The following is a 14546-nucleotide window of genomic DNA, read 5'->3' as shown; positions in this document are numbered from 1 at the left end:
CTCAGCTGCCCCGATAGGTGGAATAGGCAAAAGGACTGACCAGCAGCGGCACATGATAGTGCTTGTCCTCGCTGATGGTGAAGCGGACCGGCACCACATCGAGGAACGGATTGGCCAGTTCGACCCCCAGCCGCTCGAAATATTGCCCGACATGGAAATGGATCTCGAATTCGCCATGCTGGAACTGCTGTTCGTCGAGCAGCGGCGCGTCCACGCGCCCGTCGGCATTGGTATAGCTGTCGGCGATATGGTGATTGTGGTCGCCATGCACGAACAGCAATTCGATCCGCATGCCGCGCGCCGGCGTACCGTGCATCGTGTCCAGCACATGCGTGGTTAGGCGTCCACTTCCCGCCATTGAGCTGCTCCGTCTGTCGTCCCCGACCTCAGACTACCGCATCAGCACTGATCCGCAATGCCCATATTTTACCATCTGGTCCATTTTTGTGCATCTTGATTGCCGCCCGCAAGGCCATACTATCAGCCGACCACCAGACGAGAGCACCCTGCCAATGCGTTACCCCCGCGACATGCACGGCCACGGCCCCACCCCACCCCAGGCCAACTGGCCCGGCGGCGCCCATGTCGCGGTGCAGTTCGTGCTCAATTACGAAGAGGGCGGGGAGAACAATATCCTGCATGGCGACGCAGCCTCCGAGGCCTTCCTCGCCGACGTCATCGGCGCCGCGCCCTGGCCCGGCCAGCGCCACGCCAATGTCGAATCCATGTACGAATATGGCGCCCGCGCCGGCTTCTGGCGGCTGCATCGCCTGTTCACCGGGGCCAATCTCCCCGTGACTGTCTATGGTGTCGCCACCGCCCTGATGCGCGCCCCCACCCAGCTGGCGGCCATGCAGGAGGCCGGCTGGGAAATTGCCAGCCACGGCCTCAAATGGGTGCAGCACAAGGACATGCCGCCCGAGGAGGAGCGCGCCCAGATCGCCGAGGCCATTCGCCTGCACACCATCGCCACCGGCGCGCCGCCGCGCGGCTGGTATACCGGCCGCTCCAGCCTCAACACCATCGATCTGGTCGCCGAGACCGGCGGCTTTGCCTATATCTCGGACACCTATGATGACGACCTGCCCTATTGGCGCGTCCACCACGGCATGCCCAGCCTCATCATTCCCTATACGCTGAGCGCCAATGACATGCGCTTCGTCACTGCCCCGGGCTTTGACAATGGCGAGGAATATTTCCAGTTTCTCAAGGACAGCTTCGACTGCCTCTATGCCGAAGGCGAGGCCGGCAGCCCCAAGATGATGTCGCTGGGCCTGCATTGCCGCCTTGTCGGCCAGCCCGGCCGCTTCCAGGGCCTCAAGAAATTTGTCGATTATATTCTCACCTTCGACAAGGTCTGGATCCCCACAAGGCTGGCTATTGCCGAGCACTGGGCCGCCGAACATCCCTATGTCGCGCCCGCGGTCATTCCCTCCCAGCTCGACAAGGCCGATTTCGTCAGCCGCTATGGCTCGATCTTCGAGCACTCCCCCTGGATCGCCGAGCGCGCCTGGGAGGGTGAACTGGCCCCGGTCAACGATACCGCCATTGGCCTGCACTTCGCGCTGCGTTGCCAGTTCCGCATGGCCAGCCCCGAAGAGCGCCTGGGCGTCTTGCGCGCCCATCCCGACCTGGCCGGCAAGCTGGCCGCCGCCAAGCGGCTGACGGCCGAATCGACTGCCGAACAGGCCGCGGTCGGTCTCGATGCGCTCACCGATGGCGAACGGCAGCGCTTCACCATGCTCAACACCGCCTATGTCGACAAGTTCGGCTTCCCCTTCATCATCGCCGTGCGCGACAATACCAAGGCCTCGATCATCGAGGCCTTCGAAGCCCGGCTGCAAAACAGCGCCGAGGCCGAATTTACCACCGCCTGCGCCCAGGTCGAACGCATTGCCCTGCTGCGCCTCAAGGCCTTGTTGCCCTAGCCGCAGTTATTTTTGGAATCCTTTCGCCAACTCAGCTCGTAGTGGAGGCATCGGGGACAACGTTTACCAAAAGGCATTACAGGCGCTGTAGCAATGGGGCCTGTTTGACGGATTCGCACGATTTCGCTAAAGAGGTAGGTGGAGCCGACGAGTGTCGAACTCGCAAGGGAGAGTTCCTAAGGCTATCCCCTTGCACCGGCAACGGCCCCACAGGGCCAACTTGGGAACCCGCTAATGCAGGCACCCAAGTTGGAATGGTTGGCTCCCCCTAGAGGGTCACCAGATCAGACTAAAGGCGGCGGCATGTTTCGCTTCCTTGGTTGCGTTCAGGGCGACGGTCACAGCTGTCCAGGCTCCGTCGCCCTATCCTTTTCAGGATTTCGTAGACCGTTTAGGTCAAAGTAGTCACCGCCGAGTTTGAGCTCCGGCGGCACGCGCCAGCGCCCATTCTCATTGTCATAAATCATGCCCTTCTGGCGGTTGAGTTCGTTGTGGATGCCGCCAACGCTGATTGCTGGGTCGATCTCCTGGGCGAGTGTAACAACTTCAGTGGAGGTGAGGCCGTCAGGTCTGGGTAGAAGCACAGTCAGAACGGCCCTTCGGATTGAGCCACGTGGAGCACGTCCATCCTTGCCCGTCGCGCCGGCCGTCGTTGCCGAGATCGGAGGCAATCCTGCGCCCCCAATGATCGACCGCGGCACTTCTCCCATTGGGTTGACAGACTGCATGGCCCGTTGAAGGGCCACTGCATACTCAACGCCACCTGCATCAAACACATCGCTCATGACTTTGGGGAGAACCACGGCTATGGTTTTGGCCAATGCCTTCTCAATTGTAAGAATGCCATCTTGGATGGCTCGCTCTTTCGGGGTCATGGAATCGCTCCGCCTCATCATGGAAAGAGTTTATGTGGGATCTGGAACCCAAAGTCAACTCATTGGGTGGTGAAGAGAGAAACCCAACCCAATCCACGGGGTTGGATCAGATCTCACCCATGGACACAAATGCACTCTCCCTATTTTTGAGTGGGTTTAATCGCCCCTTGATACCGGGCGCTTGCAGGGCGCCTTGCCGCAGGCTAACTCCAATTGTCTTTGGAGGTCCGCTCATGCTCACGCTCATCATCGGCAACAAGAACTATTCGTCCTGGTCGCTGCGGCCTTGGCTGGTGCTCAAGGCGCTGGGCATCCCCTTCACCGAACGGCTCGAGCCCTTCATCCCCCATGGCAGCCACGACGCCTTCCGCGCCTTTTCGCCCACGGGGCGCGTGCCGCTGCTGGTCGACGGCGACATCAAGGTCTGGGATTCACTGGCCATCGTTGAATATGTGGCTGAAAGCCATCCCCAGGTCTGGCCGTCCGACAAGGCAGCCCGCGCCTTTGCCCGCGCCATCAGCGCCGAAATGCATGCCGGCTTTGCCACCCTGCGCAATGCCTGCGGCATGAATTGCGGCCTGCGCATCACGCTGCACGCCGTCAGCCCGGCTTTGCAGGCCGATCTAGACCGCGTCGATGAAATCTGGTGCGAGGGCCTGGCCCGCTTCGGCGGTCCGTTTCTGGCCGGCGCCAGCTTTACCGCCGCCGACGCCTTCTATGCCCCGGTTGCCCTGCGCCTGCAGACCTATGGTGTCAGCTTGAGCCCGCCGGCCGCGGCCTATGCGGCGCGGCTGCTGGCGCTGCCCGCTATGCAGGACTGGTATCGTGAGGCACTCGATGAAACCTGGCGCGAGCCCAGCCATGAAGCCGAGGTCGCCGCCGCCGGCACGATCACCAGCGATCTGCGCCGCACGGCCTAGCCAGGCGGCCACAGACCTGCCAGTTTCAATGCCAGTACCAACCGCGCTCCGGACCCCCATGCCAGATCCCACCTACGCCTCGCCCAGCGCCGGCCTGCCGCCGCAAACTGCGCTGCATACCGGCCGCGCCGTCTTCACCGAGGCCTATGCGGTCATTCCCCATGGCGTGATGCGTGACATCGTCACCAGCTATCTGCCGCACTGGGCCGATACGCGCGCCTGGGTGATCGCCCGGCCGCTCTCGGGCTTTTCCGAGACCTTCTCGCAATATATCATGGAAGTCTTTCCCGGCGGCGGCAGCAGCCAGCCCGAGCCGAACCCGCAGGCCGAGGGCGTGCTGTTCGTGGTATCTGGCCAGGCGACGCTGACTCTCGACGGCAAGACCCACCTGCTCAAGCCCGGCGGCTACGCCTTCCTGCCCCCCGGCTGCGCCTGGACCCTGTTCAACAAGGGCACCGAACCTATGCGCTTCCACTGGGTGCGCAAGCGCTACGAAGCCGTCGAGGGCATTGCTGCCCCCACCGCCTTCGTCGCCAATGAGAACGACGAACCCATCATCTGGATGCCCGGCACCAACAATACCTGGGGCACCACCCGCTTTGTCGACCCCACCGACCTGCGCCACGATATGCATGTCAATATCGTCACCCTCGAGCCGGGGGCGGTCATCCCCTTCGAGGAAACCCATGTCATGGAGCACGGCCTCTATGTGCTCGAGGGCAAGGCGGTCTATCGGCTCAACCGCGACTGGGTCGAGGTCGAGGCCGGCGATTTCATGTGGCTGCGCGCCTTCTGCCCCCAGGCCTGCTATGCCGGCCCCGGCCGCTTCCGCTACCTGCTCTACAAGGACGTCAACCGCCACATGAAGCTGGGGCTGTGAGCCGGTGAGCACCATCCTGATCGAGCCGCTGACCGCCGAGGCCTTCGCCCCCTTCGGCCAGGTCATCGAACTGGCTGGCGCCACCCATTACCCCATCAACAATGGCATGACCGAGCGCTACCACGATCTCGCCCGCATCGAGCTGGGCGGCGTGCACGCCCGCCCGCTGCTGTCGCTGTTTCGCGGTCAGCCCTACCAGCTGCCCCTGAGCCTCTCCCTCGTCGAACGCCACCCGCTGGGCAGCCAGGCCTTCTATCCCCTGTCGAACAATCCCTGGCTGGTCATCGTCGCCGAGGATGATAGCGGCACCCCCACGCGCCTCCGCGCCTTCAGCCCGGCTCCTGGCCAGGGCGTCAACATCGCCATGAATACCTGGCACGGCGTGCTGACCCCGCTGCAGGCCCAGAGCGATTTCCTCGTGGTCGATCGCGGCGGCGACGGCGACAACCTAGAGGAACATCATTTCGACACGCCCCACAACGTGCAGCACGCTCCCTCAGCCGATCGGTAGCCCCATGACCAACGCCGCCCTCGTTGACCGCCTGTTCGACGTCATCCAGACCGACATTGCCGCCCGCACCCAGCAGGGTGTCCGTACCGGCAACAAGCTGTTCGGCGCCGCCATCCTGCGCAAGTCCGACCTGTCGGTGGTGATTGCCGAAACCAACAACGAGACGGAAAACCCGCTCTGGCATGGCGAGATGCACGCCATCAAGCGCTTCTACGAGCTGCCCGCCGACCAGCGGCCGGAGGCCAAGGACTGCATTTTCCTCGCCACCCACGAGCCCTGTTCGCTCTGCCTGTCGGGCATCACCTGGGCGGGCTTTGACAATTTCTATTATTTGTTCAGCTACGAGGACACCCGCGACAGCTTCGGCATCCCGCACGACATCGCCATCCTAAGGGAAGTCTATGCCGTCCCCGATCCAGGCACTGGCGCCGTCGCGCCAGACCGGCCGCTCTACAACCGGGTCAACAAGTTCTGGACCAGCCACAACCTGATCCAGATGATCGCCGCGCTCGACCGCGATCATCGTGAGGCGCTGATGGCGCGGCTCGACGATATCAGCGCCTTTTACGCCGAAGCCTCGGCGGTCTATCAGAAGGACAAGGGCAGCAAGGGCATTCCGCTGGCCTGAGGCTCAGGGCGTGGCGGTTACGCTGGGCTGGAATTCGCTATAGGGTACCTCGGCGAACGACGCCGCAAAGGTCAACAGGCTCAGCACCAGCGCCACCAGCACTGTCGCCAGCCATTGCGGCAGTCTGTTCAATCCGGGAAAGGACAAGGAACGCATGGCGTGGTGATCTCTCGGCTGGTTCGCAATGGACCGGTTGAGCAATGGGTCAATCCGGCCGACGATAGAATAGCCGCAGCCGCATGCCAGCCATGTGACAGGCCGGTTGCGCCGAACCAATGCCGCACTGGTGCGTTACTGTACCGAACCAGTCCCCATGAGGCCCACCATGCCACAGACCGACACCAGCGCCCCCGGGGCGCCCTTGCTCGCCATCTTCACCGATTTTGATGGCACGCTTGTCGAACTGGCCGAAACGCCCGACAGCGTCGCCGTGCCATCCTCGCTTGCCCACAACCTTGAGCAGACAGCGCGCGAGTTCAACTCCGCCTTTGCGGTTTTGACGGGCCGCGAGATCGCCGAGATCGACAGGTTCCTCTCGCCCCTGCTGCTGCCCGTTGCCGGTGCCCATGGCACCCAGCGCCGGCGCGCCGATGGCGTACTTGAAGCCGTCGACCCGGCCTCACTGGCCGGCGCCGAAGCCATTGCCGAGGCTCTGGCGGCCCTCGTCGAGGCTGAGCCCGCGCTCATTCTCGAAACCAAGCAGGGCGCCGTCGCGGTGCATTATCGCCAGGCCCCGGCGCTCGAAGACACGGTGCGCGAGGCCATGCAGGATATTGTCGAGCGCCACGACCACTTCATTCTCGTGCCGGGCAAGATGGTGTTCGAGGCCCGCCCGCGCGGCGCGAGCAAGGGCGATGCCCTTCGCGCCTTCATGCTCGAGGAGCCGTTCATCGGCCGAACCCCGATCTTCATTGGTGACGACGTCACCGACGAGGACGGGTTCATTGCCGCCCAGGAGCTGGGGGGCGTCGGCATCAAGCTGGGCGATGGCGATACCGTCGCCCGCATGCGCATCGCCGATGTCGGCTCGGTCCGCGCCCTGCTACAGGGGCTGGGAGACATCGCCGCACGTGAACGGGAGTTCGCACCCAAGCACTGAATGAACAAAGCCGTGGGGGCACTGGATGAGTAGACTGATCGTCGTTTCGAACCGCACGCCGGGCAAGGGCCCGGCTGCCGGGGGTCTGGCCGTAGCCCTGCGCAAGACGCTGGCCGAGCGCGAAGGCTTCTGGTTCGGCTGGTCGGGAAAGCTGGTCGAAACCCCCTCGCCGCAGGCCCATTTCGAGGAAATCGACGGGCTTTCGATCGCCCAGATCGACCTGACCCGGTCGGATCACCACGCCTACTATGCCGGTTTTTCCAATTCCATCCTCTGGCCCAGCTTCCACCTGCGGCTCGATCTGGCGACCATCGAGGGCCACTGGTATGAAGGCTATCGGGCCGTCAACCAGCAGTTCGCCCGCGCTTTGCTGCCCCAGCTTCGACCCGATGACGTCATCTGGGTGCATGACTACCACCTGATCCCGCTGGCCAGCGAATTGCGCAATCTGGGCGCCCGCAACCGCATCGGCTTTTACCTGCACATCCCCTTCCCCACCACGGACGCGCTCTACGCCATTCCCCATCACAACGAACTGATGCGCGACCTCTCGCGCTACGACCTGGTGGGCATGCAAGCCAATCGTGACGTCACCGCCTTCACCGAATTTGCCGATCACCAGTCGCCCTCCTCGATTTCGGGCAATCCGCTGCGCTCGGTCGATTTCAGCCGCAGCGAAACCGCAGCCTTCCCGATCGGCTCCGATCCCGATGCCTTTGCCAAGCTGGCTGTCAGCCCGGCCGGCACCAAGATGATCAAGCGCGTCGAACGCGTCCTGCCCGGGCAGCGGCTGATCCTGGGCGTCGATCGGCTCGACTATTCCAAGGGCCTGCCGCAGCGGGTGGAAGCCTATGAAAAGCTGCTGGCCAACGATGCCCGCTTCCGCCGCACCGCGCATCTGATGCAGATCGCGCCGCCATCGCGCGACACCATCAAGGAATATCAGGAAACCAGCGATACGCTCGACGCCATCTGTGGTCGCGTCATGGGGCGCTTCGCCGAGCCCGACTGGTCGCCCCTCACCTATGTCAAGCGCGCCTATGGCCAGCCCAGCCTGGCCGGGCTCTATCGCCTGGCCCGGGTCGGCCTCGTGACGCCGCTGCGTGACGGCATGAACCTGGTGGCCCATGAATATGTCGGTTCCCAGGACCCGGCCAATCCTGGCGTGCTGGTGCTGTCGCGCTTTGCCGGTGCCGCCGAGATCTTTCCCGATGCCATTCTGGTCAATCCCTTTGACACCGACGAGACTGCCGAAGCCCTGCGCATGGCCCTCGACATGCCGCTGCAGGAGCGCATCACCCGCTGGACCACGCTGATGGCGGCCGCCCGCACCTATAGCGTCGACAACTGGGCCCACAGCTTCCTCAATCGCCTGTCGCCCCCCAGCGCAGCCACCGCCTCGGGCACACGCGACATTCTTTACGTCGCCTGAACGATCCAGGGACTGCCCGACGCCGCCAGCAGGGTGACCAGCAGCCTGTTCATCGGCGTGGCAATGCCATGCGTTTCACCCAGTCGAACGATGACGCCGTTGCGGGCGTCAATTTCCATTCTGTGGCCGGCCATGCGGTCAACCTGGAGAGAACTGCCTCGTGTCCCCTCCGACATGGTGCGGGCGCTTTCGATGGTGGATTCCACCACGCTTTGCGCAATGGTCGCCCCCTCGGCCCGCCCCACCATGGCGCATTCCTCGACCACGCCGCGGGTGATCGCCTCGACATCGGCATTCCACACCGGACCGGTCGCCCGCAGCGTCAATGCCGGAAAAATGGCGGCGCTATTGCTGCATAGTTTGATCCAGATCTGGGACAGAAAGTCGGGATCGGCCAGAGCCTCAATCTCGGTATGGGCAAACAGCGCCACCAGATCGTCGCCGTTTTTTCCGGCCGGCACGGCGATGATACCATGCCTTTGCTGCACCATCCGCCCCGGTGCGCTACGCGCCGCCGGCAGATTGATCATTACCGGGACCAGCCGTTCAGGCGATACGAGATGCGAGAACAACCGCACATGTTCCACCCCGTTCTGGATGATGGCGACACGTGTGTCCGCGCCCACCAGATGGTCCAGCCAGGGTCCGGTCCCGTCCACGTCATAGGTCTTGGTCGCCACCAGTACCCAGTCGACAACCCGGGCCGACCCCGGACTGGTCAGCACTTCGGGATGGGCAACGATGGTGCCACTGGGCGTCTTCACCTCAAGGTCGGCAAAGGTTGTCCGCGCACAGACGGTGACGGAAAAGGCGGGATTTTGCGCAAGCCAGGCCGCAATGGTGCCGCCGATCGCGCCAGGTCCGATGACCGCAATTGTCGTCATGCTCTGCTCCAAAAAAGAGGGCGGCCAAGAGGCCGCCCTTTGTCAATTGTGTTCGCTGAAATCAGCTGGCATTGCGTGCAGCGCGGCCGGCATCCTTCTGCGGCTTGCCCCAGCGTTGCTTGCCACCGGCAGGCTTGGCCGCCATTGGCTTGCCGGTTTCCATGTCGCGACGGACGCCACGAGCCGGCTGGCCGCCCTCAGGGCGGCTACGCGGTGCATCGACCGGACGGGTGCGCTGGCCTTCGCCAGCCGGACGCGTGCGGGGCGCATCGACAGGGCGCGTACGGGGCGTCTTGGACGTGCTTTCCTTGCCGAATTCGGCAAAGGGACGACGCTCGGCGGGCGAGCGACGATCGCCCTGCGCCGGGCGGGCGCTCTTGTTGGGGGCACGACCGGCACCCGGCCGACCGCCCGAAGGCTTCTTGTAGGCCGAACGCGGGGCTTCCACGACGCCGGTCTCATTGGCCAGGTGCAGGTCGCCGGTATAGGGCAGGGTCCGGCGGATGAGTCGTTCGACATCGCGCAACTTGCCGCGCTCGGTGCCATCGCACAGCGTGATGGCAAAGCCGGAGGCGCCATTGCGGCCGGTGCGGCCGATCCGGTGCACATAGTTTTCCGGATCGTCTGGCAGTTCATAATTCACCACATGGGTGATGCCGGGCACGTCGATGCCGCGGGCGGCAATATCGGTCGCCACCAGGATGCGCACATCGCCGCTGGAAAAGCCCTTGAGGGCTGCCTGGCGGGCGTTCTGGCTCTTGTTGCCATGGATGGCGGCAGCCTTGTGGCCGTCGATTTCGAGGTTCTTGGCGACGCGGTCGGCACCATGCTTGGTGCGCGAGAAGATGATCACGCGATCCATCTTCTCTTCGTCGCTGCCCAGCAGCTCATTAAGCACGCCGCGCTTGGCCTTGGCACCGGAGAGGATCACGCGCTGGTCGATCTTGACCACGGTGGAACCGGCCACCGACGCATCGACCCGCACGGGCTCCTGCAGCAGGCTCTTGGCCAGGTTGGCGACTTCAGGTGCCATGGTGGCCGAGAACATCATGGTGTGGCGCTTCATGCCGATGGCCTTGACCACGGCACGGACGGGGGCAATGAAGCCCATGTCGAGCATCCGGTCGGCTTCGTCGAGCACCAGCCAGCGCGTTTCGGCCAGCTTGATCTTGCCGTCATCCATCAGGTCCTTGAGGCGACCCGGGGTGGCGACGACGATGTCGACGCCGCGTTCGAGGCGCTTGACCTGATGGTAGCGCGACACGCCGCCCAGCAGCAGCACGGTGTCGAGCTTCATCTTGGAGCCGGCAAACATGCGCAGGTTTTCGTCGATCTGCACGGCCAGTTCACGCGTCGGCGCCAGGATCAGCGCGCGCGTGGTCATCGGCCGTGGCCGGCCGGTCAGGGTCAGCAGGCCAGCCAGGATGGGCAGGCCGAAAGCGGCCGTCTTGCCCGAACCGGTCTGGGCAATACCCATCATGTCGCGGCCTTCGAGCAGCTTGGGAATGGCTTCCTGCTGGATCTTGGTGGGCGTGATGAAACCGGCTGCAGTCAGGCTGTCAGTCAGGATTTCGGGCAGGCCCAGGGAAATAAAGTCGTTCAAGGAACTAGTCTTTCTGCGCCGACTTGGCGCTACGCCGCGCGCAGAACACTGCAGCGCGTATCGCCAGTCGCACGTGCGAATGGCGGATCAACAGATGCAATCGGGCGATAGGATTTGGATTATCGCGCGGGTGCTGGCTCGAACCCGGACAGAAGTTTCCGGGCTGACTTCGCCGCTCACCGCAAGGGGATAAGAGATGAAGTCCGTCACCACATTCTGGCGCCAGCGGATCCATTCAAGGTCCATGCGCCGGTGACGATGGCGCATAAATGGGGGAGGCGCGCTGAAATAGCAAGGAAATTCGGGATCGCCCGACGCATGGGGGGTGTGCGTCGCGGTTGGCCGCCGAGGCTAGATCCCACCATACCAGTCATAGCCCAGGTCCGGCCAATAGCCGCCCTTGCCCTTGCCGAAGCGCGATAGATCATCGACCAGCTCTATCGTGTGCAGATATTTCGGCTGCTTGTAGCCCAGCGCCCGCTCGATGCGAAGGCGTACCGGCGCCCCATTGGCCACCGGCAGCACCTGATCGTTCAATCCATAGCTCAGTAGAGTCTGCGGATGATAGGCGTCCACCAGATCGGAGCTCTCATAGTAGAGAATGTCGCCGGTCAGCGTGCGCTGGATATTGTCAAAACAATGATAGACGGCAAAGCGTGCGCCCGGCTTGACCCGGGCCATGTCGAGGATCGGTCCGAGCGGCGTACCGGTCCATTTGGCGATGCAGCTCCAGCCTTCCACGCAGTCATGCCGCGTGATCTGGCTCTGCGCCGGCATGTTGCGAAGCTCGGCCAGGCTGAATTCGAGCGGCTGCTCCACCATGCCGATGACCTTGAGCTTGTAGCTGGCAAAATCCTGTGCCTTGAGAAACGTGTATTCCGCCGTCGTCGGGTCGGTCGAGCCATTGGGGCGCTGCCCCTGGCGGATTTCGCTTGCACCATAGGTGCGCGCCAGCGTCTGGTCGCCGATCAGCGCACGCTGCACATTATAGGTCAGCACATTGGCCTGCTCCATCACCTGGCGAACCTGGTTCTCCTTGGAGCCCAGGAAATCAAACTGGTTGCAACCCGCCAGCACCAGGCTTGACCCAGCCAGCGCCGAACCGCGCAGGAAATTGCGCCGCGTAATGATGCTGCTCGGTTTCACGCTCATGGCTTGTCTCCCTGGATGGTGGGCGTGCCCGGGCTGGCGCGATACCAGCCCGTGATCATGGAGCGCAGCTCGTTGAGCGGACCGGCCGCCAGCACCATGATGATGTGGATGACAAAGAAGGCCACCAGCAGCACCATGACGCCGAAATGGATCGTGCGCGCCGTCTGCCGCCCGCCGAACAGGTCGAGCAGAAACGGCCAGGCCGCGTTCATGCCCGGGCTCATGGTCAGCCCCGTCAGCACGATCAGCGGGAAAAGAATGAAGAACACGCTGAAATAGGCGATGCGCTGCAGCGGCCCATAGCTGCGGCCATGCTTGAACCTGAGCGTCGCATGGTCGACCACGTCGCGCGGCACGCCCGCCAGGTCGGTGGGCCGCACCAGGATGTCGCGCCCTATATGGCCATTGATGAAACTGGCCAGGAACCAGACAAACATCGTGCCGACAAACAGCCAGGCAAAGAAGAAGTGGATCACCCTTCCCGTACCGAGATCGCGGAACGAGGGAATGGTGACAGCCGCCGGAAAGGCGACGAAACTTGGCCGTTCGGCCGAACCGCTTACGCCCAATACGCCGGTGGTCTCGAAGGTCTGCCCGAATAGGGTGGTGCGCCCCACCGGCCCGGCCGGCGTATTGAACGCCCCGATCTCGAGAATGGCATTATCGAATTCAAAGCCGGATTGCTGCCCGATATAGAGCGCCGGATGCGCATTGAAAATCTGCAGGCCGGTGAGCAGCAGGAAGAACAGGCAGATCGCCCAGATCCAGTGCGTCACCCGCGTCCAGATCGACTGGCGATAGATCAGCGGCCCCTTGCCGGCCGGCACTGCTGTTGAATCGCTCATCTTGTACCCCAGCCGCTCATGGACCATCTGCCCGCCCCAGCAGTAACGGCTGCGGGCGGCACAAAGGAGGTTTAACACGGAATTGTTATGGCTTGGCAGGCGCCATCGCATCGGTGGCCATCATGGCGTCGTCCATGCCCAGCGCATCGATCGCCGCCATCACATCCATGCCCTGGTGCAGCCCGTGGCAGGCCAGCATGGCGGCCCGCATGACCTCGGGAAAGCTCAGCGTCGCAGCCTGCTGCTGGCAGAGCTCGAAATCGGCGTCGCTCATCGGCGCCATGACGTCGTTGGCCGCCGCCATCGCGTCCGCATGCATGGCATCGGTGGCCATGGCATCCTGGGCAAAACCGGGTGACGCAAGGGCCAGAGTAAGGGTTGCCGCCGCCAGGGCAGCGAGCGAAAGAGGGCGAAGCGCGAACGTCATGACCTGTCTCCACAATGTTGCCACGCCCTTGGCGCGGTGATGCCCTGCCATTCGCCGACCCGGAACACAGCGTTACCGCATCACGCGCTCGTGAACGCGAAGAGATCGTTCCCAATTTCCGCGCGGCCATGTAACCATTGTCGGGCAGGGAGCGAATGAAGGGACAATGCAGACTGACCCGACCGAAACGCGGCTGCGCGGCCTGATGCTGGCGTCGCTTGATGGCGACGCGGCAGCCTATCGGGCTTTGCTCGCTGAACTTGGTCGGCATCTGCGCCCCTATTTCGCCCGGCGGCTGACCCCCGCCTTTGCCACGCACGCGGAGGATCTCGTGCAGGAAACTCTGCTCGCCATTCATACCCGCCGCATGACCTATGATCGCGCCCGCCCCTTCACCGCCTGGCTCCACGCCATCGCGCACCACAAATTCGTCGATCACGTCCGCCGCCAGTCGATCCGGCTGACGGTGCCACTGGAAGACGACGCGCCCATCTTTGCCGCCGACGACCATGCTGATGCGACCGCCCGGCGCGATCTCGGCGTCGTGCTGGCCAGCATACAGCCCCGCACCAGCGATCTCATTCGCCGCACCCATGTCGAGGGCGCGACCATTGCCGAGGCCGCGGCCGCCCATGGCATGACCGAGACCGCGGCCAAGGTCTCCATTCACCGCGGCCTCAAATCCCTGGTCGCGCGCTTTGCCGGAGGCGACAAATGACCGACGACCTGATCGCTCGTCTCGCCACCGACCTCAAGCCGGTCCGCCCCAATGCCCTGCCGCGCCTGATCATGGGTGCCGTACTGGTCAGCGCGGTCGTCGCCGCCCTTGCCATGCTGATGTGGCTGGGCACGCGGGGGGATATCGCCACGGCGCAGGGCACCATGATGTTCTGGACCAAGTTCGGCTACACTCTGGCGCTCGCTGTACTGGGCGGCGTGGCAACGCTGACGCTGGCGCGTCCGGAGGGGAGCATTCGCTGGCCCTGGCTGGCCGCTCCTATCTTGCTGGCCCTGCTGCTGGTCGGCGCCACGCTCCAGCTGGCCAGTGCCGCGCCCGACGAGATGATGCCACTGGTCATCGGCGGCACGGCGCTGGTCTGCCCATGGCGCATCGTGGTGCTGGCGCTGCCGGTGCTGCTCGCCCTGCTGCTGGCAATGCGCCGTCTGGCCCCGGCCAGTCCGACCTTGGCCGGCCTTGCTGCGGGCCTCTTTGCCGGCGGCACGGGCGCCTGGATCTACTCCTTCGCCTGCGGCGAAAACGGCATGATGTTTCTGGCGCTGTTCTACACGCTGGGCATTGCCATCGTAGCCGGCCTCGGCGCCCTGCTGGGCCGGCTCCTGCTGCGCTGGTAGTCCGTGCCT

17 protein-coding genes are annotated in these 14546 nt (G+C 63.9%); 9 read left to right on the top strand and 8 right to left on the bottom strand.

Translation table 11 applies throughout. The features are described 5' to 3' along the window. Position 1: 1 nt before the first annotated feature. Positions 2 to 358, bottom strand: a complete 357-nt coding sequence (uraH, locus tag AC4NN3_RS15690) for a hydroxyisourate hydrolase (protein WP_193334939.1) — start codon at positions 356 to 358, stop codon at positions 2 to 4. Positions 359 to 512: 154 nt separating this feature from the next. Here uraH and puuE point away from each other — a divergent pair, with 154 nt between their 5' ends. Beyond that, positions 513 to 1928, top strand: coding sequence for an allantoinase PuuE (gene puuE, locus AC4NN3_RS15685; RefSeq protein WP_491928021.1), 1416 nt, complete (start codon positions 513 to 515; stop codon positions 1926 to 1928). Positions 1929 to 2266: 338 nt separating this feature from the next. On the opposite strand, the gene AC4NN3_RS15680 is transcribed toward puuE, so the two are convergent. Beyond that, positions 2267 to 2803 carry a hypothetical protein gene (locus tag AC4NN3_RS15680; RefSeq protein WP_491928020.1) on the bottom strand — a complete coding sequence of 179 codons (537 nt, stop codon included), beginning with the start codon at positions 2801 to 2803 and terminating at the stop codon, positions 2267 to 2269. 233 nt (positions 2804 to 3036) lie between these two features. Between AC4NN3_RS15680 and AC4NN3_RS15675 the strand changes: the two genes are divergently transcribed. The 4 genes from AC4NN3_RS15675 to AC4NN3_RS15660 are packed head-to-tail and all read left to right on the top strand — an operon-like array spanning position 3037 to position 5742. Beyond that, entirely contained in the window at positions 3037 to 3723 is a 687-nt protein-coding gene (locus AC4NN3_RS15675; protein WP_491928019.1) for a glutathione S-transferase family protein, read from the top strand. Positions 3724 to 3781: 58 nt separating this feature from the next. Next, the gene (locus AC4NN3_RS15670) at positions 3782 to 4603 is read left to right on the top strand and encodes a bifunctional allantoicase/(S)-ureidoglycine aminohydrolase (protein WP_491928018.1); all 822 of its coding nucleotides are present in this window, start codon (positions 3782 to 3784) and stop codon (positions 4601 to 4603) included. A 4-nt stretch (positions 4604 to 4607) separates the two neighbouring features. Then, positions 4608 to 5114, top strand: coding sequence for an ureidoglycolate lyase (locus AC4NN3_RS15665; RefSeq protein WP_491928017.1), 507 nt, complete (start codon positions 4608 to 4610; stop codon positions 5112 to 5114). Between the two features lie 4 nt (positions 5115 to 5118). Further along, complete coding sequence (locus tag AC4NN3_RS15660; protein ID WP_491928016.1) at positions 5119 to 5742, top strand: nucleoside deaminase; 624 nt, start codon at positions 5119 to 5121, stop codon at positions 5740 to 5742. Positions 5743 to 5745: 3 nt separating this feature from the next. Here the strand turns inward: AC4NN3_RS15660 and AC4NN3_RS15655 are convergent, their stop codons facing one another. After that, positions 5746 to 5898 carry a hypothetical protein gene (locus AC4NN3_RS15655; RefSeq protein ID WP_491928015.1) on the bottom strand — a complete coding sequence of 51 codons (153 nt, stop codon included), beginning with the start codon at positions 5896 to 5898 and terminating at the stop codon, positions 5746 to 5748. 169 nt (positions 5899 to 6067) lie between these two features. Between AC4NN3_RS15655 and otsB the strand changes: the two genes are divergently transcribed. Further along, entirely contained in the window at positions 6068 to 6841 is a 774-nt protein-coding gene (gene otsB / locus AC4NN3_RS15650; RefSeq protein WP_491928014.1) for a trehalose-phosphatase, read from the top strand. Positions 6842 to 6866: 25 nt separating this feature from the next. Further along, a complete protein-coding gene (locus AC4NN3_RS15645; protein ID WP_491928013.1) occupies positions 6867 to 8273 on the top strand; it encodes an alpha,alpha-trehalose-phosphate synthase (UDP-forming) in 1407 nt (468 codons plus the stop codon). Here AC4NN3_RS15645 and AC4NN3_RS15640 read toward each other — a convergent pair. From AC4NN3_RS15640 to AC4NN3_RS15620, 5 genes are all read right to left on the bottom strand, one after another. Beyond that, positions 8261 to 9157 carry a 2-dehydropantoate 2-reductase gene (locus AC4NN3_RS15640; protein WP_491928012.1) on the bottom strand — a complete coding sequence of 299 codons (897 nt, stop codon included), beginning with the start codon at positions 9155 to 9157 and terminating at the stop codon, positions 8261 to 8263. The two genes, AC4NN3_RS15645 and AC4NN3_RS15640, sit on opposite strands and share 13 nt — an antisense overlap. 61 nt (positions 9158 to 9218) lie before the next feature. After that, positions 9219 to 10760 carry a DEAD/DEAH box helicase gene (locus AC4NN3_RS15635; RefSeq protein ID WP_232846622.1) on the bottom strand — a complete coding sequence of 514 codons (1542 nt, stop codon included), beginning with the start codon at positions 10758 to 10760 and terminating at the stop codon, positions 9219 to 9221. Positions 10761 to 11111: 351 nt separating this feature from the next. Continuing rightward, complete coding sequence (locus AC4NN3_RS15630) at positions 11112 to 11912, bottom strand: molybdopterin-dependent oxidoreductase (protein WP_491928011.1); 801 nt, start codon at positions 11910 to 11912, stop codon at positions 11112 to 11114. Beyond that, entirely contained in the window at positions 11909 to 12757 is an 849-nt protein-coding gene (locus AC4NN3_RS15625; protein WP_491928010.1) for a cytochrome b/b6 domain-containing protein, read from the bottom strand. The genes AC4NN3_RS15630 and AC4NN3_RS15625 overlap by 4 nt, the downstream gene beginning before the upstream one ends. 85 nt (positions 12758 to 12842) lie before the next feature. Next, complete coding sequence (locus AC4NN3_RS15620; protein ID WP_491928009.1) at positions 12843 to 13184, bottom strand: hypothetical protein; 342 nt, start codon at positions 13182 to 13184, stop codon at positions 12843 to 12845. A 193-nt stretch (positions 13185 to 13377) separates the two neighbouring features. Here AC4NN3_RS15620 and AC4NN3_RS15615 point away from each other — a divergent pair, with 193 nt between their 5' ends. Together AC4NN3_RS15615 and AC4NN3_RS15610 are read left to right on the top strand one after the other, a co-directional pair. Continuing rightward, positions 13378 to 13902, top strand: coding sequence for a sigma-70 family RNA polymerase sigma factor (locus AC4NN3_RS15615; protein ID WP_491928156.1), 525 nt, complete (start codon positions 13378 to 13380; stop codon positions 13900 to 13902). After that, a complete protein-coding gene (locus tag AC4NN3_RS15610; RefSeq protein ID WP_491928008.1) occupies positions 13899 to 14537 on the top strand; it encodes an NrsF family protein in 639 nt (212 codons plus the stop codon). The genes AC4NN3_RS15615 and AC4NN3_RS15610 overlap by 4 nt, the downstream gene beginning before the upstream one ends. Positions 14538 to 14546: the final 9 nt, after the last annotated feature.

The organism is Devosia sp. MDV22-iso42 (genome assembly GCF_058629155.1).
The sequence above is the reverse complement of the archived record's forward strand: the minus strand, read 5'-3'. Positions and strand labels throughout refer to the sequence as shown.